Consider the following 25,807-nt stretch of genomic DNA (forward strand, 5'->3'; position numbering starts at 1 on the left):
TTGTCGTCGTTGACCGTCTTGTTCGGGGTGGCCGGCCTGCTCGCGCTCGCCGCGGCGATCGTGCCCAAGCTGGTCGCCGACCGGCCGTTCTCGGTGCCGCTGGTGATGCTCGTCGCCGGGATCGTGCTCGGGCTCCTGCCGCTGCCCGCCCCCTACGGCAACGGCTGGAGCGACCCGGCCGCCCACCTGCACGGCGTGGAATCCTTCGCCCAGCTGGGCATTCTCGTCGCGCTCGCCGGGGCCGGGCTGTCCGTCGACCGCCCGTTCGGCCTGCGCCGGTGGGGCTCGACGTGGCGGCTGCTGGCCGTCACCATGCCGGTGTCGATCCTCGCGATCGCCCTGCTCGGGTACTGGTGGCTCGCGCTCGCCCCCGGCGTCGCGCTGCTGCTGGCCGCGGCGCTGGCGCCGACCGACCCGGTGCTGGCGGGCGACATCGGCGTGCCGCACCCGGACGTCGAACCGGAACTGGCCAGGGACAACGAAATCCGCTTCACGCTGACCACCGAGGCCGGGCTCAACGACGGCCTCACCATGCCGTTCGTCATCCTCGGCCTGGCCCTGGCGGGCGGGCAGCCGCGCATGGACCTGTCCTGGGTGCTGGTGGACCTGCTGCTGCCCCTGGCCGTCGGGGTCGTGGCCGGCCTGGTCTCCGGGCGGCTGCTCGGCTGGGCGATCTTCCGGACGTCGTCGGACCGGCTGCGGCTGGCCGAATACGCCGACGGGCTGGTCCTGCTCGCGCTGGCGTTCGTGCCCTACGCCCTGTCGGAAGTGGTCCACGGCAACGGGTTCGTCGCCGTGTTCACCGCGGCGGTCGCGGTGCGCACCCAGGAACGCGAACACGAGTACCACGGCGTCCTGCACGCCTTCGGGCGCCAGCTGGAGCGGCTGTTCGTCCCGCTCGCCCTGCTCGGGCTGGGCCTGGCCATCGGCGACGGCCTGCTGCGCGGGCTGCGGCCCCTCGAAGTCGTGATCGCCGTCATAGCGGTGCTGGTGGTTCGGCCGGTGGTGGGCTGGCTTTCCCTGCTCGGGGCACCATCACCCGGGCGGCCCGCGACCGCGGCGATCGCGTTCTTCGGCGTCCGCGGCATCGGCACGCTGTACTACCTGGCCTACGCGCTGAACCGGCTTCCCGTGCCCCAGCAGGACGTGCTGTGGCGGGTCGGCGCGCTCGCCGTCGCGGTCTCGGTGCTCGTGCACGGCATCCTCGCCGAGCCGGCGATCCAGCGGATCGAGCGGATGGGCGGGCACCTGCCGGCCGATGTGTAGCTTCCGGACCAGTGGGTAACCCGGAGCCAAGGCCCTTTTGGCGACTGGCCGATCCGGAAATGTCGCCGCGACGGAAGGTGCACCCTGATGAACGACAAGCTGGAAAACAAGGGCGAAGAGCTCAAGGGCCGGGCGAAGGAAGCCGTCGGCGACGCCACCGGCAACGAGCAGTGGCAGGCCGAAGGCAAGACCGACCAGGCCAAGGGCTCGCTCAAGCAGGCCGGCGAGAAGATCAAGGACGCCGTGAAGGGCGTCACGGACAAGAAGTGACCCGTTCTCCGCTGCCGCGCCCCGGACGCCGGGGTGCGGCAGCGGGCTCGTGCCTGGGGGGCGCCGGTGTTCGAGGGCTTCACGCTGGACCGCGTCGACGTCGGTGACGTGACACTGCGCGTGCGCCACGGCGGCTCCGGGCCGCCGATTCTGCTCGTGCACGGGCATCCGCGCACGCACACGACGTGGTACCGGGTCGCTCCGCGGCTCGCCGGGCGGTTCACCGTCGTGTGCCCGGACGTCCGCGGCTACGGCGAGTCCACCAAGCCGCCGACCGACGAAAACCACACGCCCTACAGCAAACGCGCCATGGCGGCGGACTGCGTGGCGCTGATGCGGCACCTCGGGCACGACGAGTTCTTCGTGGCGGGCCACGACCGCGGCGCCTACGTGGCCACGCGCCTGGCGCTCGACCACCCGGACGTGGTCCGCGGCGCGGCGATCCTCGACGCCGTCCCGATCGCCGAGGCCCTGGACCGCTGCGACGCCCGGTTCGCGCGCGAGTGGTACCACTGGTTCTTCTTCGCCCAGCCGGAAAAACCCGAACGGGTGATCACCGCCGACCCCGACGCCTGGTACGACGTCGGCACGCGGAACACCCCCGGCCGGCTCGGCGAGGAGAACTTCGCCGACTTCCACCGCGCGATCCACGACCCGGCGACGGTCACCGCGATGCTCGAGGACTACCGGGCGGGCCTGGGCGTCGACCGCGATCACGACGACGCCGACCGCGCCGCCGGGCGGCGGATCGGCTGCCCCACCCTGGTGCTCTGGTCGAGCGACGACGACATGGAAGACCTCTACGGCGACGTCCTGGCCGTCTGGCGGCCGTGGGCGACCGACCTGCGCGGGCACGCGATCGCGTCCGGGCACCACGTGGCCGAGGAGAACCCCGAGGCGCTGGCCGCCGCACTGGGCGAGTTCTTCGGCGGGATTCAGCGGTAGCGCGAGGCGAGTTCCGGGCTTTGCCCGCCGAAGGCCGCGAGGTCGGCCCGGAAGACGGCGTCGAGCAGGCCGGCGTCCTCGACACCCGGGGCGGTGACGACCTCGCCGAGCTCGAAGCCGCGCAGGGACGCGGTGACGACGTCGGCGGCGGTCATCCGGGGCACCGCGCTGAGGTCGAGGCCCTGCCGCTCGTGGAACTCGGTCGCGACGACACCCGGGCACAGCACCTGCACCCGGACTCCGGTGCCCTCGAGCTCGGCGTTCAGGGTCTGGGACAGGGCGACGAGATACGCCAGCGAACCGGCATACACGGCCCGGCGCGGCATGACGGACGAGTCGGCGGGACCGCTGAAGGCGATCATCCCGGCCACGTTGACGATCTTCCCCTCGCCGCGTTCCTGCATGCCCGCGACCGCGGCCCGGGTGAGCATGGTGGGCGCGGCGACCTTCACGTGGACGAGCTCGTGCGCCTTGTCGGCGGGCAACTGGGCCAGGGGCATGTAGTGGGCGACGCCGGCGTTGTTGACCAGCATGGTCAGCGGCTCGGCGGCGGCGAGGGCGGCGACGGTGCCGACGCCGTCGTCGGTGGACAGGTCGGCGGTCACCGTGCGCACCTTGACCTCCGGGTGCGCGGCGGCGAACTCGGCGAGGCGATCCTCGCGGCGGCCGGTGACGATGAGGTCGTGGCCGTCGGCGGCGAGGCGGTCGGCGAAGGCCCGGCCGATGCCGGAGGTGGCGCCGGTGACGAGGGCGAGCTGGTTCACGGGAGTCGGTCCTTTCGACGGGGTTTCCGCCACCACGATCGGCCGGAAGCGGACGGGCGGGAAGTGGTCCGGTTTTCCTGGGAGCGGCAGTACCAGGACAAGCGCCCGGCCGGCTTGCACAATCGAGGCATGGCGAACACCGGACTCGGCACGGCCCTGCGGCACTGGCGCGACCGCGTCTCACCCGAGGCGGCCGGCCTGCCCGCGGGCCGCCGCCGCCGGGCCGCCGGGTTGCGCCGCGAGGAACTGGCCCAGCTGGCCGGCATCTCCGCCGACTACGTCGTCCGGCTCGAACAGGGCCGCGCCACCAGCCCCTCGGCCCAGGTCGTCGAGGCGCTGGCCCGGGCCCTGCGCCTCACCCGCGACGAGCGGGCGCACCTGTTCCGCCTGGCCGGCCTCGCCCCGCCGGGCCCCGGCACGGTCCCGCGGCACATCACCCCCGGCGTCCACCGCATGCTGGACCGGCTCGCCGGGACGCCCGTCGCCGTCTTCGACGCGGCCTGGAACCAGCTCCTGGCCAACCCGCTCCACACGGCCCTCATGGGCGAATGGCACGGTGCCGACCTCAACGGCGTCCGGCGCAATTTCCTGAACCCGAACGCCCGGGTGCGCGACACGCCGGAGTCCCGGGACGCGCTGCAGGCGGCGCTGGTCGCCGACCTGCGCCGCACCGCGGGCACGTACCCCGGCGACGCCGACCTCCGGGCACTGGTCGCCGAGCTCCGGCAGCGCAGCCCGCGGTTCGCCGAGCTGTGGGAATCCGGCGCGGTCGGGCAGCACGAGTCCGCCCGCAAGACGATCGACCACCCGGACGTCGGAGCCCTGACGCTGGACTGCGACGTCCTGAGCGTCGCGGGCAGCGACCTGCGGCTCATGGTCTACTCGGCCGAGCCGGGCTCCGACGCCGCCGACCGCCTGGCGCTGCTGGGTGTGCTCGGGACGCAGTCGCTGGTCGAGGACCCGCGCTAGCCGCGCTGCGGCAGGTGGGTGAGGGGTGGCTGACTGGCGCTCCGAACGTTCTGGGCCCCCTCCGGCTGTGTTGCCGAAGGGGGCCCAGGGCGTTCAGAGCGCCGAGGCCGACGGCCTCGCGGAATCCACGATCAGTGTCGATCAAGCCTTGAACACCCAAAACGAGTCGAGTCGATCGTCGAAGAAGTCGGGCACATTCCGGCCGCTGAGGGCGGTTTCCTTGTCGAGCATCGACATTCCACCGTACTGCTCATCCACGTAGCCCCTGAGCCCGGAGCATGTTCCGAAAGTTCGGTACGACGAGATCGAGTCGTGCAGGCTGCCCACGTCAGGAACGCCGTATCCGGCCTCGTCGCACGGGCCGTCGCTGCCGCGGATCGTATCGCTGTCACCGGTGAACCAGTCGTCTTTCCAGTACTGCAGCAGAAGGACCGAACTGGCAGCTTCCGGGGCGTGCGCCGAGTCGGCGGAGCTGACCGAGTCGCAGTGACGTTCGACGATTCGCGAAACCTTCTCACCCGGAGCGAGCCGGGCGAGCACGGTGACGCACCGTTGCACTTTCGGCCGGCTGAAATCCGCCGCGGCCGCGGCGGTGGCAGATCCGATCAAGACCAGCAAAACAACACTGAAGATCGACCATGACTTGACCCTGAACATACACGATCACCCTTCTGTCGATATCGATGAAATCATCGATCATTGCGGACGAACGCCGTCCGCCCCGGCCGAGGCGCCGGGGGCCGGTCAGATCCCTCCCTCGGAAAGGACTCCGAACTCGAACGCGGTGACTTCGGAGCCTGGAAAGAGGAGAACATTCCTGCCCGTGCAGTTGTCGTTCTCCCAGAAACGCTGCGCGACGTACCTGTGGTGCTTCAGCGACAGATACGGGTGATAGAAACCCACGCAATCCCCGGAGTTGACAGTCCAATCCCAGTAGGTTTTCTGCCCGGCGTAGTTCACCGCAGGCCATGCGCAAATCACACCCGATTCACAACCACTGTCCTGCATGGAGGCATTTGCGGAAGTCGAGAAAGGTCCGTGCAGCAAGGCGATCGCCACACTGAATCCGATGATCGATAATTTACGGATCATATCCGTCTCCCGTCGTTGAGAAAATCTCGTCCACCCGATGTGCGCACCCTGCTCTGGATCATCGCGGGGTCGGCCACCAGGTCTACGGCATTCGGGTTGTCCGGTGCCGACGACGTGACTCCGGACAACCAAGCGCCGGACAATGGCGACCAGGGCCGGGGGGGAGAGTGCCGATGCCGCGACCGGAACGTCCGTTGCACGCCGGGGACGAACCATTGACCTTGTTCGCCCGTGAACTGCGCAAACTCCGCGAGTCCGCCGGTAATACGCCCTACCGGCGGCTGGCTCAGGACGCCCACTACTCGGCGACCACGCTGTCGGATGCGGCCGGGGGGAAGACGCTACCGAGCCTGGCGGTCACTCTCGCTTACGTGCGCGCCTGCGGTGGCGATCCGGCTGAATGGGAACAGCGCTGGCGCCAGACCAACGCGCTGATCACCCCGCCCGTGGTCACCGGAGGTACGGATTCCGCGGAACCCCGTCCGCCCTATCTCGGATTGTCGGCGTTCCAGACCACTGACGCCGAGCTGTTCTTCGGTCGCGGTGCTCTGCTGGCAACGCTGCTCGACCGGATCCGGCACCATCGCCTGGTTGCCGTGCTGGGCGCGTCCGGGTCAGGGAAATCGTCGTTGCTGCACGCCGGAATGGCCGGCACCGACCTCCGGCCGACCGTGACATTCACCCCCGGGTCGTCACCGCTCGAGGAATGCGCGTTGCACCTGGCCGCGTTCGCCGGCGAATCCGCTCCGGCGTTGCTTCGGGAATTCACCGGTGATCCCACGACCCTGCACCTGCGCATCCGGCAGGCACTCGCCGATCACCCCGGAGACACCGACCTGCTGCTGGTGGTGGACCAGTTCGAGGAACTGTTCACGTTGGGCGCCGGTGCAGCGGAACGGCAGGCGTTCATCACCGCCCTCGCGCACGCGGCGACCGCGCCGCGCAGCCGGGTCCGCGTCGTCCTGGGCGTGCGATCGGATTTCTTCGCCCACTGTGCTCGGCACCCCGAGCTTCAGCCCGCGCTGGGCGCCGGGCAGGTCCTGGTCGGCCCGATGAGCCCTGACGAGCTGCGGGAGGCCATCGTCAAGCCGGCCGCCGCGGCGCACTACACCGTCGAAAGTGCCTTGGTGGCTCGCCTGGTCGCGGAGTCGGCCAACCAGCCCGGCACGCTGCCGCTGGTCTCGCACGCGCTGCTGGAAACCTGGCGCCGCCGCAGCGGCATGACCCTGACCGTGGCCGGCTACGAACAGACCGGCGGCATCCGGGACGCCCTCGCCCTCACCGCCGAGAACGTCTACACCGGGTTCGACGAGGTCCAGCGGGCCGCGGCGCGGCAGATCCTGCTCCGGCTCGTCGCGCTGGGCGAAGGCACCGAAGACACCAAACGCCGCATCACCCGCACGGAGCTGGACGGCACACCGGCCGTGCGCGCCGTGCTGGCCGCGCTCACGGCCGCCCGCCTGGTCACCGTCGACCACGACAGCGTCGAGATCACGCACGAGGCCCTCATCACCCATTGGCCACGGCTGCGCGAGTGGCTGGCAGCCGACCGCGAGCTGCTGCGCATCCACCGGCAGCTCGCCGACGACGCCGCGGTGTGGGAGCGGTTGCAACGCGATCCGGACACCCTGTACCGCGGCATCCGCCTCGCCCGGACGCGTGAGCTCGCCGATACCGCGTTGACCGCGCGCGAACACGCCTTCCTCGACGCCGCCATGGCCGCCGAGACCGCGCGGCAGGACGCCACGCGGCGACGGACCTGGGTCCTGCGCGGGCTGGTCGTCGTCCTCGCCGCGCTCTTGGGCGTGACCACGATGGCGACGGCGGCCGCGCTGAAGGCCAACGACACCGTCACCGCGCAACGGGACACCGTGCTGGCCCGGCAGGCCGCCGACGAGGCCGTCACGCTGCGGGCGACCCGACCGGCGCTGGCCGCACAGGTTGCGTTGGCCGCCTACCGGCTCAGACCCACGCAACACGACCGGGACGCCCTGATCAGCGCGGTCGCCATCCCACTCGAGCACGTGCAGGAGATCGACGCGCTCGCTTTCCGCCCGGACGGGCGCCTGCTCGCCACCGCCGCCGCCGACCACCGCGTCCGGCTGTGGAACCTCGCCGACCCCGCCCACCCGGCGCTGCTGGTGGTGATCGCCGGACACGACGACGCCGTCCACGCGGTGGCCTTCGATCCCGGCGGCACGGTCCTCGCCACGGCCGGCCGCGATCGCACGGTCCGGTTGTGGGATCTGCGCGACGCCGCTCACCCTGTCCAGCTGGCCCTGCTCACGGGGCACCGGGACACGATCTATTCGCTGGCCTACGCGCCCGATGGCCGCACGCTCGCAACGGCCAGCTACGACCACACCGTGCGGCTGTGGGACGTGCGGGTCCCGGCCCGGCCGGTCGAGCTGCCGACCCTGACCACGCACGTGCGCAACGTCAAGGCCGTGGCGTTCAGCCCGGACAGCCGGCTGCTCGCCTCCGGCGGCGACGACCGCACAGTACGGCTGTGGGACGTCAGCGAACCCTCCCGGCCGGTGGAACGGTCCGTGCTCAACGGCCACAGCGACCTGGTCGTCACGGTCGCGTTCAGCCGCGACGGCCGGTTCGTCGCCTCCGGCGGCGACGACCACACGGTCCGGCTGTGGACCGTCACCGATCCGGCCCCTCCGGCGGTCCTCCCCGGGCACACCGACGTCGTCTCGTCGGTGGCGTTCAGCCCGGACCGGCGGCTGCTGGCCTCCGCCGGCTACGACCGCTCCGTGCGGCTGTGGGACATCGGCAAACCCGGCTCTGCGGTGTTGGCCACCCTCACCGGTCACACCGGCGCCGTCGAGGCGGTGTCCTTCAGCCCGGACGGGCACCTCCTGGCCACCGCCGGCGACGACCACACCGCACTGCTGTGGGAAATCGACCTCGACCGCGCCGCGGCCCGCGCCTGCGGAATCGCTCATCCGACCATCACCCGCCAGGAATGGGACACTTTCTTCCCGGGGGTCGGCTACCGGCCGCCCTGCTGACCGGCCGCCCGAGACCTGAGCCGGCTCCCCCTACTGGTCCGTCGTGCGGCGGGTGCCGTCACCGAGCGGCTCGGTCCGCCCGGCGGCGTCCAACCGCTCCAGCAGCGGGATCATCACCCGGCGCGTGCTGTCGAGGGCCTTGCGGGCCTCCGAAACCGTGAACGGCTGCCGCAGCCGGTGCAGTTCGCGCGCTGCTCGCGCTTCCGCGTCCGGGCCGAGCACGACCCCCTCGGCGATCGCGGTCAGCCTGCCGAGGCGGGCCGCCGCCGCCAGCTCGCGGCGGCCCAGGCCCAGCGCACGCAGCTCGTCCGCCTCCGGGGCGCGGAACGGGTGCTCGGCGAGGCGCTCCGCGACCACTTCCAGTGCCTTCTCGACCGCCGGGGCGAGCCCGGCGCCGGGACGGCGGACCAGGCCGCCCGTCACCTCGAAGCCGGTGCCCCGCAGCACCGCGACCACCAGTTCCGGAGCCGGCAGCCCGAGCCGCTGCCGCACCGCCTCCACCGGCACGCCCGCAGCCGTGCTGTCCCACGCGCCCACCACCGAGGCCGCCTGGGCGCGCGCCGCCGCCAGGCGCGCCTCGTCCGCACACCACTCGCCCAGCCGCTCGCCCGTCGGCAGCAGGCCCATCGCCGCGAAGTCCCCGGCACGCACGAAACCCTTGCGGCGCAGGTACGTCCGGGCGAGGTCGGGGTCGGTCAGCTCGCGGCCGCGGGCCCGCGCCGCGCCCCGGCGGGCCAACGCGGGCGGGTCGACGTCGAGGACGTCGAACCCGGCGGCGATCCGGTGCTCCCCCGGATCGCGCACCAGGCCGCGGTCCCCCGTGCGCAGCGGGAGCGCGGCCGCCGTGGTGAGCCGGGCGGTGTCCGTCCCGAGTGGACGGACGCGCACCGGGACCGCCGCCGTGCCCAGGTGCAGCACCAGCTCGCGGTGCAGGTCCGCCGCGGCCGCGCCGCGCAGCCGCACGTCGAACTCGGCCGTGGTGCGCCACCGGCCCGGGGTGAGCAGGACGTCGCCGCGGCGGACGTCGCCGCGGGCGGTGCCGCGCAGGTTCACCGCGACCCTGGCCACCGCGCCGACGCGATCGCGGGGTTCGCCGAGTGCCTGCAGGGCGCGGACTTTCACCCGCGCCGAGCCCAGCTGCAGTTCGTCACCCGTCGCGATCGTGCCCGCGGCCAAGGTGCCCGTGACGACCGTGCCGGCGCCGGAAACCGTGAACGCGCGGTCGATCCACAGCCGGACGTCGGCGTCCGGGTCGGGGACCGGGAGCCCGGCGGTGAGCTCGGCGATGGCCGCGCGCAGGCGGTCCAGGCCCGCGCCCGTGGTGCCGCTGACGGCGACGCTCGGAACAGCACCCAGCGACGTCGCGGCGATCTCCCGCAGCGCGAGCGCCGTCGCCGCGGCCGGGTCGGCGCGGTCGGCCTTGGTGACGACCAGCAGGCCGCGGCGGACGCCGAACGCGTCCAGCGCCGCGAGGTGCTCGGCCGACTGCGGCATCCAGCCCTCGTCCGCGGCGACGACGAACAGCACCGCCGGGGCCGGCCCGGCGCCGGCGAGCATGTTCGGCACGAACCGCTCGTGGCCCGGCACGTCCACGAACGCGACGTCCTCGGCGCCGATCCGGGTCCAGGCGAAACCGAGGTCGATGGTGAGGCCGCGGCGGCGTTCCTCGGCCCACCGGTCCGGCTCCATCCCGGTCAGCCGCCGCACGAGCGTGGACTTCCCGTGGTCGACGTGCCCGGCGGTGACGATCACCCGCATCGGCGGACGGCTTCCCGCAGCTTCGCGTCTTCTTCCGGCCGCACGGTCCGCAGGTCGAGCAGGCAGCGGTCCTTGACGACCCGGCCGGCCACCGCGGGTTCGCCGGTGCGCAGCGCCGCCGCGTACCGGGCGGGCAGGCTCACCGCGACGCTGGGCAGTTCGACGCCGGGCGCGCCTCCGCCGCCGACCGCCGCCACCGACGTCACCACCTGCGCGTCGACCGCCCCGAACGCCTCGACCAGCGCTTCGGCCCGTCCCCGCAGGCTCGCGACGGAGGCTTCGAGCGCGGCGCGCACCGGGGGTCGCGGCCCGCGCAGCGTCGCTTCGAGGGCGGCGAGGGTGAGTTTGTCGACGCGCAGGGCCCGCGCGGCCGGGTGCCGCCGCAGCCGTTCGACGACGCCGGTGTCGCCGAGCAGCAGGCCGGCCTGCGGGCCGCCGAGCAGCTTGTCCCCGCTGGCCGTGACGATCGTGGCGCCCGCCCGCAGCGCGCTCGCCGCGTCCGGCTCGCCGGGCAGCAGCGGGTGCGGGGCCAGCAGGCCGGAGCCGATGTCGGCGACCAGCGGCACGCCGAGCCCGGCCAGCTCGCCGAGCGCGGCTTCCGCGGTGAACCCGGTGACCCGGTAGTTCGACGGGTGGACCTTGAGCACGAAGCCGGTGTCCGGGCCGATCGCCGCGGCGTAGTCGCCGGCGGTCGTCCGGTTCGTGGTGCCGACCTCGCGCAGCCGCGCGCCGGTCGATTCGAGGAGGTCCGGGATGCGGAAGCCGTCGCCGATCTCGACCAGTTCGCCCCGGCTGACGACGATCTCGCGGCCCGGGGCGAGGGCGAGGGCGCAGAGCAGCAGGGCGGCCGCGTTGTTGTTGACCACGTGCACCGCACCGGCGTCCGGCACCGCCGCGTGCAGGGCCGCGAGGGCGCCGCGGCCGCGGCGGGCCCGGTCGCCGGTCGCGAGGTCGAATTCGACGTCGGTGGCGCCGCCGGCCGCGGCGAGGGCGTCGAGCGCGGCCGCCGAAAGCGGCGCCCGGCCGAGGTTGGTGTGCACGACGACGCCGGTCGCGTTGACCACCGGCCGCAGCGAGGACGCGCTTGCCGGCAGCCGCGCGAGCACGGCTTCGACGACGTCGCCCGGGGCGAGCTCGCCGGCCCGCGCGGCCCGCTGCACCTCGTTTACCGCCGCTTTCACCAGGTCCCGGCCGAGCGTCCCGGCGGCCTTGGCGATCCGGGGCTCGGCCAGGAGCGCGTCGGTCCGCGGGATCGCGCGCCGCGGGTCAGGCATGGCGGAGGCGGACGGGAATCGAACCCGCCAGCGGCAGAACCTGCCGTTCGACGGTTTTGAAGACCGCGCCGGTCACCAGGCCGGATACGCCTCCCTGCACCATGGCCGCCATCCTGCCAAGTCCGCGCCCGGCGGGCACGATGAACCGGTGGGTTACCGACTGACGCAGTACGCGCACGGCGGCGGCTGCGCGTGCAAGATCCCGCCCGGCGAACTGGAAGCGGCCGTGGCCGGCCTCACCGGCGCCTCGCCCGTATCGCCACCGGGTGAGCTGCTCGTGGGCCTCGACACCGGCGACGACGCGGCCGCGGTCCGGATCTCCGGCGGCACCGCGCTGATCGCCACCACGGACTTCTTCACCCCGGTCGTCGACGACGCCTACGACTGGGGCCGGATCGCCGCGGCCAACGCGCTCTCCGACGTCTACGCCATGGGCGGCACGCCGGTGGTGGCGGTCAACCTGCTGGGCTGGCCACGCGAGACGCTGCCGTTCGAACTGGCCGCCGAGGTCCTGCGCGGCGGCCTCGACGTCTGTGCCGAGGCGGGCTGCCACCTGGCGGGCGGGCACAGCATCGACGACCCGGAGCCGAAGTACGGGCTCGCGGTGACCGGCGTCGCGGATCCTTCGCGGCTGCTGCGCAACGACGCCGGCCGCGCGGGCGTGCCGCTGACGCTGACCAAGCCGCTCGGCATCGGCGTGCTCAACTCGCGGCACAAGGCCACCGGCGACCGGTTCGAGCAGGCGATCGACGCGATGACGACGTTGAACGCACCGGCGTCCCGGGCCGCGCTGGCCGCCGGGGTTTCCTGTGCCACCGACGTGACCGGGTTCGGGCTGCTGGGGCACCTGCACAAGCTGGCGCGGGCCAGCGGCGTCACGGCCCGGGTGGATCCGGCGGCGGTGCCGTACCTCGAGGGCGCGCGGGAGGCGCTGCGCGACGGGTACGTCAGCGGCGGCACCCGGCGCAACCTCGACTGGGTCCGCCCGCACGTGGACCTCTCCCGGATTCCGGAGGACGAGGCCCTGCTGCTGGCCGACGCGCAGACGTCCGGTGGCCTGCTGGTGGCCGGGGAGCTGCCGGGGCACCCGGTGATCGGGTCCTTGGAACCGCGCTCGGAGCACACGATCGTCGTCGGCTGAGTTTCCGTCCCGGTCTCGCCGGGTATGCGGGTGGCGATCAGGAGGTGTGTGATGCCCGCTCCGGACCGGACCAGCCTGGAACAGCACCTGTCCGAGACCGAGTACCCGTGCGGCCGCGAGGAACTTCTTCGCCGGGCCGCCGCGGCCGGTGGTGGCGACTCGGTGCTGGGCTCGCTCGGCGGCCTGCCGGACAGCGACCGGTACGAGAACTTCGACGCGGTGTGGGAGGCGGTGTCCGCCAAGCACATCGGCGGGGCGCCCTGACCGACGGAAATTGTCGGTGCCGGTGGTTAGGGTGGCGCCATGACGACACTGACCGACCGTCCGCGCACCGCCCTGCTCGTCGTCGACGTGCAGAACGGCGTGATGGAAACCGCCCACGAGCGCGCCTCCGTCCTCGCCAACCTCGTCACGCTGGTGGAGCGCGCCCGCGCCGCCGGCACCGAGGTGGTGTGGGTGCAGCACACCAGCGATGAGCTGCCGCGGGGCAGCCGGCCGTGGGAGTACGTGCCGGAGCTGGTGCGCGCGGAAGCCGAACCGCTGGTGCACAAGGAGTACGGCGACTCCTTCGAAGACACGGACCTGGAGGAGGTGCTGGCGGCCAGGGGCATCGGCTCCCTGGTGGTGGCCGGCGCCCAGACGGACGCCTGCATCCGGTCGACCCTGCACGGCGCGCTCGCCCGCGGGTACGACGTGACGCTGGTGGCGGACGCGCACACGACGGAGGACCTGACGGCTTATGGGGCGCCGCCGCCCGGGCAGGTCATCGCACACACCAATCTCTACTGGAAGTACCAGACCGCGCCGGGCCGCACGGCCGGGACGGTGGAGACGGCCGAGGTCGAGTTCGGGGTGAAGACACCGGCCTGAGCCGGTGTTTGCCAGGCCGCAGGAAAGCCGGGCCGGGGCAGAGGTGAGGGGTGCTGGGGGCCGGCGCCCGGACGGTGACGCCGGGCGGGATGTCGTGCCGGCGCGATGCGTCGGCCCGCGGAGCCGTGCGTCCTGCGGCTCCCGCCCCCGATCCCTCACCCTCCGCGGAGGTGGTCGCGCAACGTCCGGGCCACCCGGGCCATCAGGATCTCCGCCTCCGGCTGGATCGCCGCCGGGACGCTCGACTCCGTCAGCGCCACCACCGCGAACAGCCCGCCGTCCGCGTGCTCGACCACGCCCATCTCGTGGCGGAGGTTCAGCAACGTTCCCGTCTTCGACGACCACCGGGCCGCGTCGGACGCGAAGTCGGGGGTCAAGCGGTGGCGGATCATGTTGTTCGCCATCAGCTCGCGCACGCCGCCGGCCACCGACCGGTCGATCTTCGACGGTGTCCACAGCGCCTGCAGCAGGGCGAGCAGGGCCCTCGCCGACGCGGAGTTCGCGCGGGTGACGTCGAGCTGCGGGAGGCGGTGGCCCCGGCCGGCCGTCGACGCGCCGATCGCCAGGGCCTGGGCCAGGTCCGCCTCGCCCGCGCCGAACCGCTCGGCCGGGGTCTCGACCAGGTCGCGCATGAGGTGGCGCACCGCGATCCCGGGCAGGCCCCACTCCCCCAGCATCCGCGTGACCTCCGGCGGCGGGGTCAGTCCGAACAGGACGTCCGCGGCCGTCCCGTCGCTCAGTGACGTGCTCAGGTAAACCAGGTCGCCGAGCGCGACGCGAGCCGGGTGGCGGAAGCGGGTCAGGCCGATCGGGCCCGGGGTGGTGACGCCGCCGGGTGGCACCTCCAGCTGGGTCGCCGCGTCGAGCTCACCGCGGCGGACACGCTCCAGGGTCGCCGCCGCCAATGGGACCTTGACCAGGGACGCGATCGGGTACTCGCGGTCCGGGTCGAGGCCGATTTCGGCGCCCGAGCGCAGGTCGCGCACCAGGAACGAGCCGCGCAGGCCGCCGTCGTCCAGCGCCGCGCGCAGGTCGCGGACCAGCGAGGCGGTCATCGGACGGCGCCGAGGCACCGGCCGACGGGTGCGTGCAACGTCGCCCGCAACCGGTCCGCGTCCTCGGCCAGTGCCGCGGCGACGGCGAAGCCGCGCGCCAGGTCGAGCTCGCCGATCGGGCGCCAGGACAACCCCAGCTCTCCGGCTTGGGCGACCGAGCACAGCAGCAGGTCGGCGGAGGCGAACACCTCCGCGGCCGCCGACGTCAGCGAATCGGCCACCGCGACCTGGGCCGGCGGCAGGCCCACCGCGTCCCGCACCCGCAGCACCCGGTCGCGGACGTGCGGGACGTCGTCTTCCGGCTGGATCCAGACACGCCGCCGCGCGCCGGGCGAACGACCCGCCCGCAGCGTCTCCAGGTGCACGACCCGGCCCGGCAAGGGTGCTCCGCCGGCGACCCCCAGCGGCACCGACCACACGGCTTCCTCGGCCGGCACGGCGGTGAGGGCGGCCCGCACCTCGCCCGTGCGGACGAGCTCCGCCCGCTCGCCCGGCCCCGCCGGGCGGAATTCGAGGTGGACCTCCAGCGCCCGGGCTTCCGCCGCGAGCCCGGCGAGCTCACGCACCCCGCAGGTGGCCGGCACCGCCACCCGCACCGGCCGCAGCCGGGCGCGCTTCGCGTCGTGTTCCATCGCCTCGGCCAGCTGCACGAGCCGCCGCGCCGAAGGCAGCACGTCCCGGCCGAACGGCGTGAGCTTCACCCGGCGGGTCGAGCGGTCGAAGAGCCGCTCCCCGAAGTGCCGTTCGAGCGCGGCGATGCGCCGGCTGGCGACCGGCTGCGGGATCCGGGCGAGCGCCGCACCCGCCGTGAAGCTGCCCGTCTCGCTCACGCTCACGAACGCCCTGCAGCCGCCGACCAGGTCCACCACCTGATCTTATGCCCATTCGGCATCGAACTACACGTTTCCGTCTTGGACAGCATGAACGAACGCCGTGAGACTGCGAGGACGATCAAGAAACCGGAAGGAAGTCCCCGTGCCGTTCCTCCGAGCCCGGCGGGCCGCGCTCGCCGCGCTGCTCTTCGTCCCGCTGGCCGCCTGCACCGCCGAAGCGCCCCGGCCGACGCCCCCAGCACCGGTGTCGACGACGGCCTCGGCACCGGCCGCCGCACCGCAGCCGGATTTCGCCCCGCTGGAACGCGAATTCGACGCCCGCCTCGGCCTGTACGCCGTCGACACCGGCTCCGGCCGCGAGATCGCCCACCGCGCCGACGAGCGGTTCGGCTACGCCTCGGCCCACAAGGCGTTCTCCGCCGCCGCCGTGCTCCAGCGCACCAGCGTCGAAGACCTCGCGAAGGTGCTGACCTACCGGCGGGCCGACCTGCAGGAGAACTCCCCCGTCACCGAAAAGCACGTCGACACCGGCATTCCGCTGCGCGACGCGATCGACGCGGCGTTGCGCTACAGCGACAACACCGCCGCGAACCTGCTGTTCCAGCAGCTCGGCGGGCCGCCGGGACTCGCCGCCGCGCTGCGTGCGGTCGGTGACACGACCACCCACGTCGACCGGACCGAACCCGCGCTCAACGACCTCGCGCCGGGCGACATCCGCGACACGAGCACCCCGCGCGCGATGGCCGGCACGCTGCGCACCTTCGCCCTCGGCGACGCGCTGCCGCCGGAGAAACGGACCATCTACACGGACATGATGCGCGCCAACAAGACCGGCGCGACGGTGATCCGGGCGGGCACGCCGGCCGGCTGGGCCGTCGCCGACAAGACCGGCACCGGCGAATACGCCACGCGCAACGACATCGCGGTCGTCTGGCCGCCGGGGCGGGCCCCGATCGTCCTCGCGGTCATGTCCAGCCGCCAGGCCGAAGACGCCGAGCACGACGACCGGCTGATCGCGCAGGCGGCGAAGCTGGTCTTCGACGCCCTGAAGGCAAGCTAGCCGAAGAGCCGGTGCACTTCCGACGAGACGTCGTCGAGCCACGCGGCCCGCTGGGCCGCGCCGGCGTCGGCCACCACCCGCAGCACCAGCCGGCGCACCTCCGGCTCCCCCAGGTAGGGCGCGAGGCAGCGCCGCCAGATCGAGTCCAGGGGGTCGCCGAACAGCGTCCGCTCCCGCTCCTCGGTGGTGTCCGAAGTGTTCACGACCAGCAGCCGCCGCAGGGACAGCAGCGGCTCGGGCGCGCCACCGGCGTCGTCGAGGCGGTAGGCGACGCCGGGGACGAGGATCCGGTCGAGCCAGCCGCTGAGAATCGCGGGCGGCTTGCCCCACCAGTTCGGGTGGATCGCGACGAGGCCGCCGGCCTCGCGCAGTTCCGAGCGGTGCCGCCGCACCAGCGGGTCCGGTTGGGCGGCGAGGAACTCTTCCGCCCGGGTCCCGCTGGTGTAGGCCTCTTCGGCGGTCAGGACCGGGTCGAAGCCTTCGGCGTACAGGTCGTGGAACCGCACCGGTACCCCGGCCCGGTCCAGCGCGCCGACCACGCGCGCGGCGAGCGCGTGGTTGAAACTGCCGGGCCGCGGGTGCGCGAGCAGCACCACCACCGGTGCGGTCATCCCGTCATCGCCACCAGGATGCGCCGGTGCCACGGCTCGCGGCCGCGGGTCATCGGCACGTTGTCGATCACCATGATGGCGCCAGTCTGCCACGGGAACCGCCCGGGCCCGCCCGGCACCGGACCGCAGCGGCCTCAGCCCGCGTTGGCCAGGAAGCCCCGCTCCGGCGGCGCGCTGCGCACCAGGCACGCGTGGCACGGCATGCCACACAGGCCGTCCAGCACCTCGGCTTCACCCGGGAAGATCGACTCGCCGCACAAGGCCGTCAGGTACTCCGGCACCGGACCGGTGGGCACGGGGATCAGGTGGCAGACGCGTCTGCTCTCGCCGACGACGCCTCGGCGTAGCCGCACCAGTGCGAGCATCTCACCGTTCTCACCCATGCGAGCACGGTAAGCGAAGATCAGCGCCCCGGCTTCGTGCCGACGGCCCAACGATCTTGGGCACCGGTGGTCCCGGACACCAAAGTCACACCGGCGAGAGCACTGCCGAGCCCAGACGGCGGCAGAGGGCGAGCGCCAGCTCGACGTCCAACCGGCCCTCGCCGAGGCCGCGCGGCAGCAGCTCCTCCGCTTTGCGGACCCGGTACTGCACGGAGTTCTTGTGCATCGTCAGCTCGGCCGCCGCCGCGGTGTAGCTGCCCCCGGAGGACAGGAACACCCGCAGCGTCTCGCGCAGCCGGGCGCCGTTCTCGTCGTCGGCGGCCAGCGGCCCGAGCGTGCTCGCGACCCACAGCCGGGCCGCGTTCAGGTCGCTCGTCATCAGCGCCACCGTGCCGACCTCCCGGAAGGTCAGCACGCGGTCGCAGTGCTCGCCGGCGGCCAGCGCCAGCGCGTGCACCCGGCGGGCCTGCTGGTGGGTGTCGCGGAAGCCGGCGACCCCGGTGCCGGGGTCGCCGACGGTCACCCGCACGCCGGCTTCGGCTTCGGCGAGCGCCGCGTCGAGGTGCTCCCGGCCGATCGTCGCGCCGGGCGCGAGCGGGAGCCAGACCCAGGCGCTGGCCTCGTCCCGCGGCACGAACAGGGGACGGCCCTGCCCGCCGACGCGCTCGAACACCGCGCCCGCGACCGACTCCAGCAACGACAGCGCGTCGTCGACGAAGGCCTCGGAGGTGTGCCAGACGATCATCCCCACGTGCCTGCCGCGCAGGTGGTAGCCGATCACCGCCTCGGCCGCGTCGACGTCGGGCGGCCCGCCGTTCCCCTCGAGCAGGTCCACCACCTTCGCCGCCCGCGCGGCGCTGCGGTTGAGCAGCCAGCGGTCGCGTTCGTCCTGGTAGACGCCGACGAGCTGGCGGACGACCCGGGTGATGAACTCGTAGGCCACCCGCAGCAGCCGCCGCATCATGGCCCCGAGCAGCGCCGCGTCGTCGACCAGCCGGGTGCACTCCTGGAACCCGAAGTCGAGCATCGCGGCCTGGCCGAGGTCGTAGGCGCGGATCAGGTCGAACACCGGGGTGCCCCGCTGCGCGAGCCGCCGCGCGTACTCGATCGCCGCGGCCGGCGGCTCGACGCCGGCCGGGTCGATGCCGTGCCGGAAGATCTGCAGCGCGGTCTCGATGTTCTGGTACACGCTCGCCGACAGCAGGCTCACCATGCGCTCGTCGTCGTTGACCAGCTGCGGCAGGTCGGTGGCGTACAGCTGGACCAGCTCGCCGGTGAGTTCGCCCGCGCGGTCCGCGAGGGTGGCGGCGATCTGCCGGATGCGCTCCGAGACGACTTCTTCGTCCACCATGGAGCCACCTTAGGGGGTACTGCCTCAAGCCGGCCGAGGAACTCGCCATTCAAGTCGAACGTCCACTCCGGCGCAGTGCCCGCCCGGTACCCGGCGCCGGCCCACCGGGCGGCGACCCCTCGAACTCCGGGCCGGCTTCGCGGCGCGGGACGAGCCGGCCGGTGCGCCGCCCGCGGCCGGGCCGTTCGTCCACATCGGACAGCTGGGCTTCCGTGAAGGACCGTCCGCCGGGACGCGGCGCCGGCCGGACCTCCGGCCAGGCGTCGTCAGCGCCGGCCGGCCGCCGTGAGGCCGCTCCGGCCGCCGCCGGCGATCGTGCCGTGCGGGTCGGCGGGCCGGGCGCTCCCGGCGGTTCGACGCATCATTCGGGTGCGTCGAATACGACATTCGGATCCACCATTTGTTAAGTTGTCCGTTAAGCAGCCGGATCGAAAGACTCGAAAATAATCCCGAAAGAGCGGACCGGATTATCCGGTGGTCTGGACCATGTCGGGGAAGATCACCCGAACGGCGGCTTTGTCTTGCACCACAAGGCGGCTGCGCCACGACGACCAGCGAGTTAACGTTTTCGAAACCCGCTCACGCGACATTTGGCGCTTGTGGCAACCCTCCACGAACGGTATATCTGGGTGACTCGCAATTCGCGCACGGCCGGCCACACTGCCGGCCGGTTCGATGCCGCCCTCTCCCCGCTCACCGGAGGCACCATGCACCGCCTGGACTCGGCCCGCGAACAAGTCATCGGGCTCTACCGCATCGTCATCGGTTTCCTCTTCGCCTGCCACGGCCTCAAGACGCTCTTCGGCCTGTTCGGCGCGAAGTCGACCGCCGCCGTCGGGGCCTGGCCCGGCTGGTGGGCCGCGGTCATCCAGCTCGTTTGCGGCGTGCTCGTCTGCGTCGGCCTCGGCACCCGGGTCGCCGCCCTGCTCGGTTCCGGCTCGATGGCCTACGCGTACTTCGTCGTCCACCTGCCGACCGGGCTGTTCCCGATCCAGAACGGCGGCGAAGCGGCCGCGCTGTTCTGCTGGTCGCTGCTGCTCATCGCGTTCGTCGGCGCGGGCCGCTTCGCGCTGGGCAACCTGTCCGTCCGGCAGCGGTCTTCGGAGCCGACGCGGGCGGACGCCACGGTCTAGGCCTAGGAGGGACGGGAAATCCCGACGCCGCTGCGCGCGTCGGGACCGTACTTCGCCAGTTCCTTCGCGAGGTCGAGCCGCCCGGTCGACGCGCGGTCTTCGTCGGTCAGCAGGTCGCGGGGGATGATCCAGACGACCTCGAACTCGAGCCCGTTGGGATCCTTGGCGTACAACGACTTCGTGGTTCCGTGGTCGGACGAGCCGACCAGCGCGCCCGCTTCGGTGAGCCGGGCGGCGAGCCGTTCGAGATCCCCGAGGGTGTCGACCTCCCACGCGAGGTGGTAGAGGCCCACCGAAGTCCGCCCGGCCCCGGACTCGGCGGCGTCCGCGCCGATCTCGAAGAGGCCGAGGTCGTGGTCGTTGACCGACCCGGGCGCCCGCAGGAACGCCGCGCCCCGGTACGCGTCACCGCCGTCGATGTACCCGAAGCCGAGCACGTCCCGGTAGAACGCCACGCTTTCGGCCAGATCCCGGACGTAGAGCACGGCGTGGTTCAGGCGGAAGATCGACATCGGGACTCCGTGCTGCGCGCAGTTCGGTTGAAGTTTCAACTTCAGCGTAAGCGCGCGTTCAGCACCGGTCAACCCACGAGGGCCGAGGCCCACAGCCGGCCGAGCCAGGCCGCGTAGCGCTCGTCGGACCACCCGCGCCGCTCGACGAGCTGGTGCCACAGCGTGCCGTCCGTCGTGGACCACAGCACGTCCCGGCACTCGTCTTCGGGCACCGCCAGCCGCCCGGTGCGCGCGGCGGCCCTGGCGTGTTCGGCCATCGCCTCCAACCGCCGTCGGTCGATCTCGTCGAGCAGCGCCGCCGCCGCGGGCTCACTCGCCGCCGCGCCGCGCACGGCCAGGTGCAGCCGCGCGGTCCGCCGCATGACCGCGGTGTTGAAGACGGCGAACCGGGCCAAGCGGGCCCGCAGGTCGGGCTCGGCGAGCACGGCCCGCAGCTCGGGGCGCTCCAGCAGCGGCACGTCCAGCTCGTCCCCGCCCACGGCCACGTCCCACGCGCGGTGCAGCAGCGCGGTCTTGTTCTTGAACGCCGCGTAGACCGTCTCGGGCGCGACCCCGGCCTCGGCGGCGACGTCCGCGACGGTCGTCCGGCCGTAACCGCGCGTGACGAACAGGTCGTGCGCCGCGCTCAGGATCCGCCGCCGGTTCTCCTGCGCCTGCTCCCGGCGCCGGCTCGAGTCGTACCGGCGCTTGACGGGCCCGCTCATCGGATACATCCTCACTGTATTGAAAGCAGCTCGACTGTATTGGAGTCATCATGCCATCACCCACCGACGCTTTCCTGGCCGAGATGCTGCCGCGGCAGACCGCCGCCGAACGGGCCATCCACAACGGCGACCAGGAACCGCGCGCCGCCCTGTGGTCGCAGGCCGACCCGGTGAGCCTGTTCGGGGCCTGGCTGCCGATCCGCACCGGCTGGCCCGATGTCAGCGAAGCGTTCAAGCGGGTCGCGGCCCAGTTCTCCGATTCGCACGACTACCGCTTCGAAGTCGTCGCGGCCGGCGCGAGCGGCGACCTCGCGTACACCATCGGCTTCGAGCACAACACGGTGTCGGTCAACGGCAGGCCGACGACGTACACCCTGCGCGCCACCCACGTGTACCGCCGGGAAGACGGCGAGTGGAAGATCGTCCACCGCCACGCCGACCGGCCGCCGGACGAACCCGGGCCGGCGGACACCCTGACCGAGACCCACTCTCGGTAGGTCCGGAGACCGACCGGGCGACAAACCTTCGACACCGCATCGAGGCCCTGGTCAGCGCCCTCGGCGGTTCGTAGGGTGAGGGCACCGCAGGACACCGTGTCAGCTGTCCCGCGGGCGGTGGTGCCCCAGGATCCGACCTTTCCCCGAAGCCACGTCCCGGGGCACCACCGCATCATCCGGCCGACCGCGCCACTGTCCCCTGCCACGTCCTCGGCGCTTGTCGTCCGCATTTACATACATACATCACGTATGTAATCTGGCCACATGACGAACCGCAGCGAATCCCTGGGTCAGGAGCACCGCGTCCGGCTGCCCGCCGGCGAGGTGCGCTACTTCGAGCGGGGCACGGGCGCCCCCGTGGTGTTCGTGCACGGCGTGCTGACGAACGCCGAGCTGTGGCGGAAGGTCGTGCCCGACGTCGCCGGGAGCGGGTTCCGGTGCCTGGCCCCGGATCTGCCGCTCGGCGCGCACGACATCCCGATGCGGTCCGGCGCCGACCTCTCCCCCACCGGCAACGCCGACGTCATCGCCGACTTCCTCGACGCGCTGGACCTGCGGGACGTCACGCTCGTCGCGAACGACACCGGAGGCGCGCTGACGCAGATCCTGCTCGGCCGCCGTCCGGAGCGGGTCGGGCGGGTCGTGCTCACGCCGTCCGACTGCTTCGAGTACTTCTTCCCGCCGATCTTCAAGGCGCTGCCGCCGCTCGCCCGGATCCCCGGCTCGATGGCGGTCCTCGGGCAGCTGCTGCGGATCCGGGCGCTGTACCCGCTGCCGGTCCTCTTCGGCTGGGTGGTCAAACGCCCGCTGCCGGACGCCGTCGCGCAGGCCTACCTCGCCCCGCTGCGGAAGTCCGCCGGGGTGCGGCGCGACCTCCGGAAACTGCTGCGGGCCGTGCACCCGCGGTACACCCTGGCCGCCGCGGAGAAGCTGCGGACCTTCGACCGGCCGGTGCTGCTCGCGTGGGCGACCGAGGACAAGCTGTTCCCGATCCGGCTGGCCCACCGGCTCGCCGCGCTGCTGCCGGACGCGAAACTCGTGGAGGTGCCGGACTCCTACACCTTCCTGTCCGAAGACCAGCCCGCCGCGCTGGCCCGCCACGTCGTCGGGTTCGCGGGCGTCATGGCAGATTAGGCGGGTGCGACGTACCCAGCAGGACCGTTCCGCCGGCACGAAGGCCGCCCTGGTCGCGGCCGCGCGCGAACTGTTCGCCGCCCGCGGCTACCAGGCCGTGCCGGCCGACGAGATCACCCGCGCCGCCGGGGTGACCCGCGGCGCGCTGTACCACCACTACGCCGACAAGCAGGGCCTGTTCCGCGCCGTCGTCGAGGAGCTGGAACGCGAACTGACCGAAGAGGTCCGGGCCGCGTTCGCCGCCGGCGCCGACCCGCTCTCCGGCATGCTGGGCGGCCTCGGCGTCTTCCTCGACGCCTGCCTGCGCGAGGAGGTCCGGCGCATTTCGCTCACCGATGCCCCCGCCGTGCTCGGCTGGGACGTCTGGCGCGAAATCGAGGCGGAGTACGGCCTCGGCCTGCTCGTTTCGGTGCTGGAGCAGGCCAGGGCGGACGGGCTGATCGTCGAAACGCCCGTCCGCGCCCTGGCGCAGCTCGTGCTCAGCGCGGTGATGGAAGCGGCGCGGATGATCGCCGCGGCCGAGGACCCGGCGCGGACGCGCACCGACGTCCAGCAGGTCCTCGGCGGCTGGCTCGGAAGCCTCCTGCGGACCTAGCGCGTCCGGTAGGTGCTGAGGACCGCCGGCCCGGCCTGGGTGGTGGAGACCAGGTCGAAGTCCGCGGCGGCGGTGAAGAGCCGGCGGCCCGCCCCGGCGACGGCCGGGAAGACGAGCAGGCGGTACTCGTCGACGAGACCGCGGCGGGCCAGCTCCTGCGCGACCCCGACCGAGCCGATGACGACGACGTCCCGCTCCTCCCGCTCGACCGCCTCGGCGAGATCTCCTTGCAGCAGCGCGGAGTTCTGCCACGCGGACACGTCGTGGAGGGTCCGCGACGCGACCAGCTTCGCGGCGGCGTTGAGCCGGTCGGGGAACTCGCCCGAGCGGCCGGGCCAGAGCTTCGCGAACAGCTCCCAGGTGGTCCGGCCGAACAGCAGGACGCCGGTGTCCAGCAGGGACCCGAGCCGGAACTTGTCCCCGGCCACCGCCTCGGGCCCGTGGCGGAACGCCCAGCCACCGGCGGGGGTGCCGCCGGAGCCGTCCGGGTCCTCGACGACGCCGTCCAGGGTGGTGAACTCGACGACGATCACGCTCATGTCCGCTCCCGGTGCCTTCTCGCCGCACCCCGGTGGTGCGGCCGCACCGGTACCTACCGGCGGCGGCCGCCGGATTCATCGGCCGCCGCCGGAAGGTTTTCCTACGCCGTGACGAGCGACAGGCCGTAGGTCTGCAGGATCTCGTTCACCGGCTGGAACCACGTCTCGCCGCCGGAGCCGCAGTTGCCCCAGCCGCCGGAGGTGACGCCCTGTGCCTGGTCGCCGGTGATGAAGGAGCCGCCGGAGTCGCCCGGCTCGGCGCAGACGTTGGTGCGGGTCATCTGGTAGACCGCACCCTGGGCGTAGTTGACCGTCTCGTTCTGGCCCAGCACCGTGCCGCAGTGCCAGTGCGTGGTCGAGCCCGAGCGGCACACCGACGTGCCGACCGGCGCGACCCAGGACCCGCGGACGAGCGCGTCGCTCACCTGACCCCAGCCGAGCACCACCGGCGCGGTCCACCAGCCGCCGCCGATGCGGATGAACGAATAGTCGTTGCCGGGGAAGGAAGAACCGGCGAAAGTGCCCATCCACGAGCCGTCCCAGCCGACGACCGAGCTGCCCGTGCCCCCGCAGTGCCCGGCGCTGACGAACCCGCCCTGCACGGAAAACCCGATCGAGCAGCGGGTGTTGCCGTTGATGTAGTACGGGTCGCCACCGACGGTGCCGGCCGAGAACGGTTCGGCGGCCGGCGCGGTCGCCACCGTCACCGGCCCGGCCTTGGCCGCCCGGGCCAGGAAGGCGTCGACGTCGGCGCCGCGCGCGCCCGGCCGCACGGTGACCACGACGCTGCCGGCCCGCGGGTCGGCGCGCCAGCCGCTGACCGCGGCCGGGGCGGGCTCCGCCTTGGCCGACGCGTCGATCGCGGCCTTCGCGGCGTCGAGTTGCGCCGCGCTGGTCCGGGCCGCGACGGGTTCGGCCCCGGCCTGCCGGACGGCGGCGGCCGCGGCCGGGTCGGTCACCCCGACGACCAGCTTGCCCCGTCCGGGGTCGAACCACGCGCCGCCGAACGCGGTGCCTGCGGCCTGCTGCGCGCCGGGCAGCACCCGGGCGGCGGTCATCTCCTGGGTGAGCCGGGCCGACGCCTGGGCGGCGGTGAGCCCGAGATCCCGCTGCATGGCGGCGATCAGCCCGGGCGACGCCTGGGCGACGGCGGGGGTGAGAGCGGTCAGGGACGCGGTGAGCACAGCGGCGGCGCCGCCGAGAGCCAGGGCGATTCTTCGACGCATGGGAACTCCTCCAAGGCCGGGGGAAAGAAACACACCGTCCGCAGAGTGTGCGGGGCGACCCCGCACCGGGTCCAGATTTGTCCGGTCTTCTGTCCGGAACCGCCGTCTCCCCGTCTACTGTGGATATTCGAAAAGAACCACCGGGCAGGGGTTTTCGCGCGCACGACTGAGGCGCGGACCGGCCGTCGGGCCGCCCCGCGCCGTGTCGAACCCTTCGTTGCGGCGTTGGTCTGAACCAGTAGAACACGGTGCCGCGGGCGGTGGCCCGAACCGGAGTCTGCCGGGCACCGGACGTGCCCGGCCGTCCCTCGCCGTGCCACGCGGGCGCGAAAAAACAATCCCGGACGCGGGCACGCCGCCGCCCGGCCACCGGGAAAAACGGCGGCCGGGCGGTTCCGTGCGGAAATCAGATCTGGTGCACCTGGTAGGCGATCAGATGGGCGGGCACCAGCAGCGCACCGGAGCACTCCGCGACCGCCGGGCCGAATCCGTAGGGCACCGGAAGACCGGCGACCAGCCAGAACGCGCTGCCGTTGGAGCAGTGCGCGAGCACGCGGTATCCGTAGCCCTCACCGGAAAAGCAGCTGACCGACACACCCTGCCCGAACAGGGTCCCGTAGCGCTCGCCGAAGCAGCCGGGTGGCGCGAAATCACCGGTCGCCGCGGCCGCGGGCACGACCGACAGACCGAAGAGGGAAAACACCGCGATCACAAAAACCGCGCATTTCCTTACCATGACAACTCCCTAGCGCCGAGAACCCGACAACCCGAGCGTAGAAGTGCACGGGAATTACCGGCAATTCAT

The 25,807-nt window shown here is 72.9% G+C and carries 28 protein-coding genes and 1 tRNA gene; 13 read left to right on the forward strand and 16 right to left on the reverse strand.

Annotated features, from left to right (window positions below; all coding sequences use genetic code 11):
• From ACWED2_RS35500 to ACWED2_RS35510, 3 genes are all read left to right on the forward strand, one after another.
• Positions 1–1,266 carry a cation:proton antiporter domain-containing protein gene (locus ACWED2_RS35500; RefSeq protein WP_449694894.1) on the forward strand — a complete coding sequence of 422 codons (1,266 nt, stop codon included), beginning with the start codon at positions 1–3 and terminating at the stop codon, positions 1,264–1,266.
• A gap of 87 nt (positions 1,267–1,353) precedes the next feature.
• Positions 1,354–1,536 carry a CsbD family protein gene (locus tag ACWED2_RS35505; protein WP_176169298.1) on the forward strand — a complete coding sequence of 61 codons (183 nt, stop codon included), beginning with the start codon at positions 1,354–1,356 and terminating at the stop codon, positions 1,534–1,536.
• Between the two features lie 66 nt (positions 1,537–1,602).
• Positions 1,603–2,481: an alpha/beta fold hydrolase gene (locus ACWED2_RS35510; protein WP_449694895.1), complete on the forward strand. Its 879-nt coding sequence runs from the start codon at positions 1,603–1,605 to the stop codon at positions 2,479–2,481.
• Here the strand turns inward: ACWED2_RS35510 and ACWED2_RS35515 are convergent.
• Complete coding sequence (locus tag ACWED2_RS35515) at positions 2,472–3,245, reverse strand: SDR family NAD(P)-dependent oxidoreductase (RefSeq protein WP_449694896.1); 774 nt, start codon at positions 3,243–3,245, stop codon at positions 2,472–2,474. The genes ACWED2_RS35510 and ACWED2_RS35515 overlap by 10 nt on opposite strands.
• Positions 3,246–3,374: 129 nt before the next feature.
• On the opposite strand from ACWED2_RS35515, the gene ACWED2_RS35520 reads away from it, so the two are divergent.
• Complete coding sequence (locus tag ACWED2_RS35520; protein ID WP_449694897.1) at positions 3,375–4,214, forward strand: helix-turn-helix transcriptional regulator; 840 nt, start codon at positions 3,375–3,377, stop codon at positions 4,212–4,214.
• A gap of 141 nt (positions 4,215–4,355) precedes the next feature.
• Here ACWED2_RS35520 and ACWED2_RS35525 read toward each other — a convergent pair whose 3' ends face one another.
• Both ACWED2_RS35525 and ACWED2_RS35530 read right to left on the reverse strand, forming a co-directional pair.
• Positions 4,356–4,871: a hypothetical protein gene (locus ACWED2_RS35525; RefSeq protein WP_449694898.1), complete on the reverse strand. Its 516-nt coding sequence runs from the start codon at positions 4,869–4,871 to the stop codon at positions 4,356–4,358.
• A gap of 87 nt (positions 4,872–4,958) precedes the next feature.
• Complete coding sequence (locus tag ACWED2_RS35530) at positions 4,959–5,306, reverse strand: hypothetical protein (RefSeq protein ID WP_449694899.1); 348 nt, start codon at positions 5,304–5,306, stop codon at positions 4,959–4,961.
• Positions 5,307–5,479: 173 nt separating this feature from the next.
• On the opposite strand from ACWED2_RS35530, the gene ACWED2_RS35535 reads away from it, so the two are divergent.
• On the forward strand, positions 5,480–8,326 hold the full coding sequence (locus tag ACWED2_RS35535; RefSeq protein WP_449694900.1) for an nSTAND1 domain-containing NTPase: 2,847 nt from the start codon (positions 5,480–5,482) through the stop codon (positions 8,324–8,326).
• Between the two features lie 30 nt (positions 8,327–8,356).
• Here the strand turns inward: ACWED2_RS35535 and selB are convergent, their stop codons facing one another.
• The 3 genes from selB to ACWED2_RS35550 form a co-directional block, all read right to left on the reverse strand.
• Entirely contained in the window at positions 8,357–10,084 is a 1,728-nt protein-coding gene (selB, locus tag ACWED2_RS35540; RefSeq protein ID WP_449694901.1) for a selenocysteine-specific translation elongation factor, read from the reverse strand.
• Positions 10,075–11,358: an L-seryl-tRNA(Sec) selenium transferase gene (gene selA / locus ACWED2_RS35545; protein WP_449694902.1), complete on the reverse strand. Its 1,284-nt coding sequence runs from the start codon at positions 11,356–11,358 to the stop codon at positions 10,075–10,077. The genes selB and selA overlap by 10 nt, the downstream gene beginning before the upstream one ends.
• Positions 11,358–11,452 (reverse strand) — tRNA-Sec (locus ACWED2_RS35550). The genes selA and ACWED2_RS35550 overlap by 1 nt, the downstream gene beginning before the upstream one ends.
• A 54-nt stretch (positions 11,453–11,506) precedes the next feature.
• Between ACWED2_RS35550 and selD the strand changes: the two genes are divergently transcribed.
• From selD to ACWED2_RS35565, 3 genes are read left to right on the forward strand one after another with little or no spacing between them, the layout of a single operon-like run.
• Positions 11,507–12,499 carry a selenide, water dikinase SelD gene (gene selD, locus ACWED2_RS35555; protein ID WP_449694903.1) on the forward strand — a complete coding sequence of 331 codons (993 nt, stop codon included), beginning with the start codon at positions 11,507–11,509 and terminating at the stop codon, positions 12,497–12,499.
• Between the two features lie 51 nt (positions 12,500–12,550).
• The gene (locus ACWED2_RS35560; protein WP_449664122.1) at positions 12,551–12,763 is read left to right on the forward strand and encodes a DUF2795 domain-containing protein; all 213 of its coding nucleotides are present in this window, start codon (positions 12,551–12,553) and stop codon (positions 12,761–12,763) included.
• A gap of 39 nt (positions 12,764–12,802) precedes the next feature.
• Complete coding sequence (locus ACWED2_RS35565) at positions 12,803–13,369, forward strand: cysteine hydrolase family protein (protein WP_449694904.1); 567 nt, start codon at positions 12,803–12,805, stop codon at positions 13,367–13,369.
• A gap of 155 nt (positions 13,370–13,524) precedes the next feature.
• On the opposite strand, the gene ACWED2_RS35570 is transcribed toward ACWED2_RS35565, so the two are convergent.
• Together ACWED2_RS35570 and ACWED2_RS35575 are read right to left on the reverse strand one after the other, a co-directional pair.
• Positions 13,525–14,424 carry a serine hydrolase gene (locus tag ACWED2_RS35570; protein WP_449694905.1) on the reverse strand — a complete coding sequence of 300 codons (900 nt, stop codon included), beginning with the start codon at positions 14,422–14,424 and terminating at the stop codon, positions 13,525–13,527.
• Positions 14,421–15,290, reverse strand: coding sequence for a LysR family transcriptional regulator (locus ACWED2_RS35575; RefSeq protein ID WP_449694906.1), 870 nt, complete (start codon positions 15,288–15,290; stop codon positions 14,421–14,423). Before ACWED2_RS35575 ends, ACWED2_RS35570 begins: the two co-directional genes overlap by 4 nt.
• A 109-nt stretch (positions 15,291–15,399) precedes the next feature.
• Between ACWED2_RS35575 and bla the strand changes: the two genes are divergently transcribed.
• A complete protein-coding gene (bla, locus tag ACWED2_RS35580; protein ID WP_449694907.1) occupies positions 15,400–16,317 on the forward strand; it encodes a class A beta-lactamase in 918 nt (305 codons plus the stop codon).
• Here bla and ACWED2_RS35585 read toward each other — a convergent pair.
• From ACWED2_RS35585 to ACWED2_RS35595, 3 genes are all read right to left on the reverse strand, one after another.
• Positions 16,314–16,928, reverse strand: coding sequence for an NAD(P)H-dependent oxidoreductase (locus ACWED2_RS35585; protein WP_449694908.1), 615 nt, complete (start codon positions 16,926–16,928; stop codon positions 16,314–16,316). The genes bla and ACWED2_RS35585 overlap by 4 nt on opposite strands.
• Before the next feature lie 134 nt (positions 16,929–17,062).
• Positions 17,063–17,311 (reverse strand): hypothetical protein, encoded by a 249-nt coding sequence (locus ACWED2_RS35590; protein ID WP_449694909.1) that lies wholly within the window; start codon positions 17,309–17,311, stop codon positions 17,063–17,065.
• Positions 17,312–17,396: 85 nt separating this feature from the next.
• Positions 17,397–18,662 (reverse strand): PucR family transcriptional regulator, encoded by a 1,266-nt coding sequence (locus tag ACWED2_RS35595; RefSeq protein WP_449694910.1) that lies wholly within the window; start codon positions 18,660–18,662, stop codon positions 17,397–17,399.
• A 707-nt stretch (positions 18,663–19,369) separates the two neighbouring features.
• Between ACWED2_RS35595 and ACWED2_RS35600 the strand changes: the two genes are divergently transcribed.
• Entirely contained in the window at positions 19,370–19,795 is a 426-nt protein-coding gene (locus ACWED2_RS35600) for a DoxX family protein (protein ID WP_449694911.1), read from the forward strand.
• Positions 19,796–19,797: 2 nt separating this feature from the next.
• On the opposite strand, the gene ACWED2_RS35605 is transcribed toward ACWED2_RS35600, so the two are convergent.
• Positions 19,798–20,307 (reverse strand): VOC family protein, encoded by a 510-nt coding sequence (locus tag ACWED2_RS35605; protein WP_449694912.1) that lies wholly within the window; start codon positions 20,305–20,307, stop codon positions 19,798–19,800.
• Positions 20,308–20,375: 68 nt separating this feature from the next.
• Positions 20,376–21,011 (reverse strand): helix-turn-helix domain-containing protein, encoded by a 636-nt coding sequence (locus ACWED2_RS35610; protein ID WP_449694913.1) that lies wholly within the window; start codon positions 21,009–21,011, stop codon positions 20,376–20,378.
• A gap of 50 nt (positions 21,012–21,061) precedes the next feature.
• Between ACWED2_RS35610 and ACWED2_RS35615 the strand changes: the two genes are divergently transcribed.
• The 3 genes from ACWED2_RS35615 (at position 21,062) to ACWED2_RS35625 (ending at position 23,237) form a co-directional block, all read left to right on the forward strand.
• The gene (locus ACWED2_RS35615; protein WP_449694914.1) at positions 21,062–21,508 is read left to right on the forward strand and encodes a YybH family protein; all 447 of its coding nucleotides are present in this window, start codon (positions 21,062–21,064) and stop codon (positions 21,506–21,508) included.
• Between the two features lie 264 nt (positions 21,509–21,772).
• Positions 21,773–22,642, forward strand: coding sequence for an alpha/beta fold hydrolase (locus ACWED2_RS35620; RefSeq protein ID WP_449694915.1), 870 nt, complete (start codon positions 21,773–21,775; stop codon positions 22,640–22,642).
• Positions 22,643–22,646: 4 nt separating this feature from the next.
• Complete coding sequence (locus ACWED2_RS35625) at positions 22,647–23,237, forward strand: TetR/AcrR family transcriptional regulator (protein ID WP_449694916.1); 591 nt, start codon at positions 22,647–22,649, stop codon at positions 23,235–23,237.
• Here ACWED2_RS35625 and ACWED2_RS35630 read toward each other — a convergent pair.
• The 3 genes from ACWED2_RS35630 to ACWED2_RS35640 all read right to left on the reverse strand — a co-directional run bounded on the left by ACWED2_RS35630 (position 23,234) and on the right by ACWED2_RS35640 (position 25,738).
• A complete protein-coding gene (locus ACWED2_RS35630) occupies positions 23,234–23,776 on the reverse strand; it encodes a dihydrofolate reductase family protein (protein ID WP_449694917.1) in 543 nt (180 codons plus the stop codon). The genes ACWED2_RS35625 and ACWED2_RS35630 overlap by 4 nt on opposite strands.
• Before the next feature lie 101 nt (positions 23,777–23,877).
• Positions 23,878–25,002 carry a S1 family peptidase gene (locus ACWED2_RS35635; protein WP_449694918.1) on the reverse strand — a complete coding sequence of 375 codons (1,125 nt, stop codon included), beginning with the start codon at positions 25,000–25,002 and terminating at the stop codon, positions 23,878–23,880.
• Positions 25,003–25,408: 406 nt separating this feature from the next.
• Positions 25,409–25,738, reverse strand: coding sequence for a hypothetical protein (locus ACWED2_RS35640; protein ID WP_449694919.1), 330 nt, complete (start codon positions 25,736–25,738; stop codon positions 25,409–25,411).
• Positions 25,739–25,807 lie beyond the last annotated feature (69 nt).

This window comes from Amycolatopsis sp. NPDC005003 (assembly GCF_053600695.1).

Excerpts from the sequence above, each read along its gene's own strand:
- ACWED2_RS35520 (WP_449694897.1), top strand. The coding sequence starts at position 3,375 with ATGGCGAACACCGGACTCGGCACGGCCCTGCGGCACTGGCGCGACCGC.
- ACWED2_RS35640 (WP_449694919.1), bottom strand. The coding sequence starts at position 25,738 with ATGGTAAGGAAATGCGCGGTTTTTGTGATCGCGGTGTTTTCCCTCTTC.
- ACWED2_RS35565 (WP_449694904.1), top strand. The coding sequence starts at position 12,803 with ATGACGACACTGACCGACCGTCCGCGCACCGCCCTGCTCGTCGTCGAC.
- ACWED2_RS35505 (WP_176169298.1), top strand. The coding sequence starts at position 1,354 with ATGAACGACAAGCTGGAAAACAAGGGCGAAGAGCTCAAGGGCCGGGCG.
- ACWED2_RS35620 (WP_449694915.1), top strand. The coding sequence starts at position 21,773 with ATGACGAACCGCAGCGAATCCCTGGGTCAGGAGCACCGCGTCCGGCTG.
- ACWED2_RS35525 (WP_449694898.1), bottom strand. The coding sequence starts at position 4,871 with ATGTTCAGGGTCAAGTCATGGTCGATCTTCAGTGTTGTTTTGCTGGTC.
- selA (WP_449694902.1), bottom strand. The coding sequence starts at position 11,358 with ATGCCTGACCCGCGGCGCGCGATCCCGCGGACCGACGCGCTCCTGGCC.
- ACWED2_RS35605 (WP_449694912.1), bottom strand. The coding sequence starts at position 20,307 with ATGTCGATCTTCCGCCTGAACCACGCCGTGCTCTACGTCCGGGATCTG.
- ACWED2_RS35610 (WP_449694913.1), bottom strand. The coding sequence starts at position 21,011 with ATGAGCGGGCCCGTCAAGCGCCGGTACGACTCGAGCCGGCGCCGGGAG.
- selB (WP_449694901.1), bottom strand. The coding sequence starts at position 10,084 with ATGCGGGTGATCGTCACCGCCGGGCACGTCGACCACGGGAAGTCCACG.
- ACWED2_RS35560 (WP_449664122.1), top strand. The coding sequence starts at position 12,551 with ATGCCCGCTCCGGACCGGACCAGCCTGGAACAGCACCTGTCCGAGACC.
- ACWED2_RS35600 (WP_449694911.1), top strand. The coding sequence starts at position 19,370 with ATGCACCGCCTGGACTCGGCCCGCGAACAAGTCATCGGGCTCTACCGC.
- ACWED2_RS35585 (WP_449694908.1), bottom strand. The coding sequence starts at position 16,928 with ATGACCGCACCGGTGGTGGTGCTGCTCGCGCACCCGCGGCCCGGCAGT.
- ACWED2_RS35535 (WP_449694900.1), top strand. The coding sequence starts at position 5,480 with ATGCCGCGACCGGAACGTCCGTTGCACGCCGGGGACGAACCATTGACC.
- ACWED2_RS35635 (WP_449694918.1), bottom strand. The coding sequence starts at position 25,002 with ATGCGTCGAAGAATCGCCCTGGCTCTCGGCGGCGCCGCCGCTGTGCTC.
- ACWED2_RS35595 (WP_449694910.1), bottom strand. The coding sequence starts at position 18,662 with ATGGTGGACGAAGAAGTCGTCTCGGAGCGCATCCGGCAGATCGCCGCC.
- ACWED2_RS35570 (WP_449694905.1), bottom strand. The coding sequence starts at position 14,424 with ATGACCGCCTCGCTGGTCCGCGACCTGCGCGCGGCGCTGGACGACGGC.
- ACWED2_RS35615 (WP_449694914.1), top strand. The coding sequence starts at position 21,062 with ATGCCATCACCCACCGACGCTTTCCTGGCCGAGATGCTGCCGCGGCAG.
- ACWED2_RS35630 (WP_449694917.1), bottom strand. The coding sequence starts at position 23,776 with ATGAGCGTGATCGTCGTCGAGTTCACCACCCTGGACGGCGTCGTCGAG.
- ACWED2_RS35530 (WP_449694899.1), bottom strand. The coding sequence starts at position 5,306 with ATGATCCGTAAATTATCGATCATCGGATTCAGTGTGGCGATCGCCTTG.
- ACWED2_RS35590 (WP_449694909.1), bottom strand. The coding sequence starts at position 17,311 with ATGGGTGAGAACGGTGAGATGCTCGCACTGGTGCGGCTACGCCGAGGC.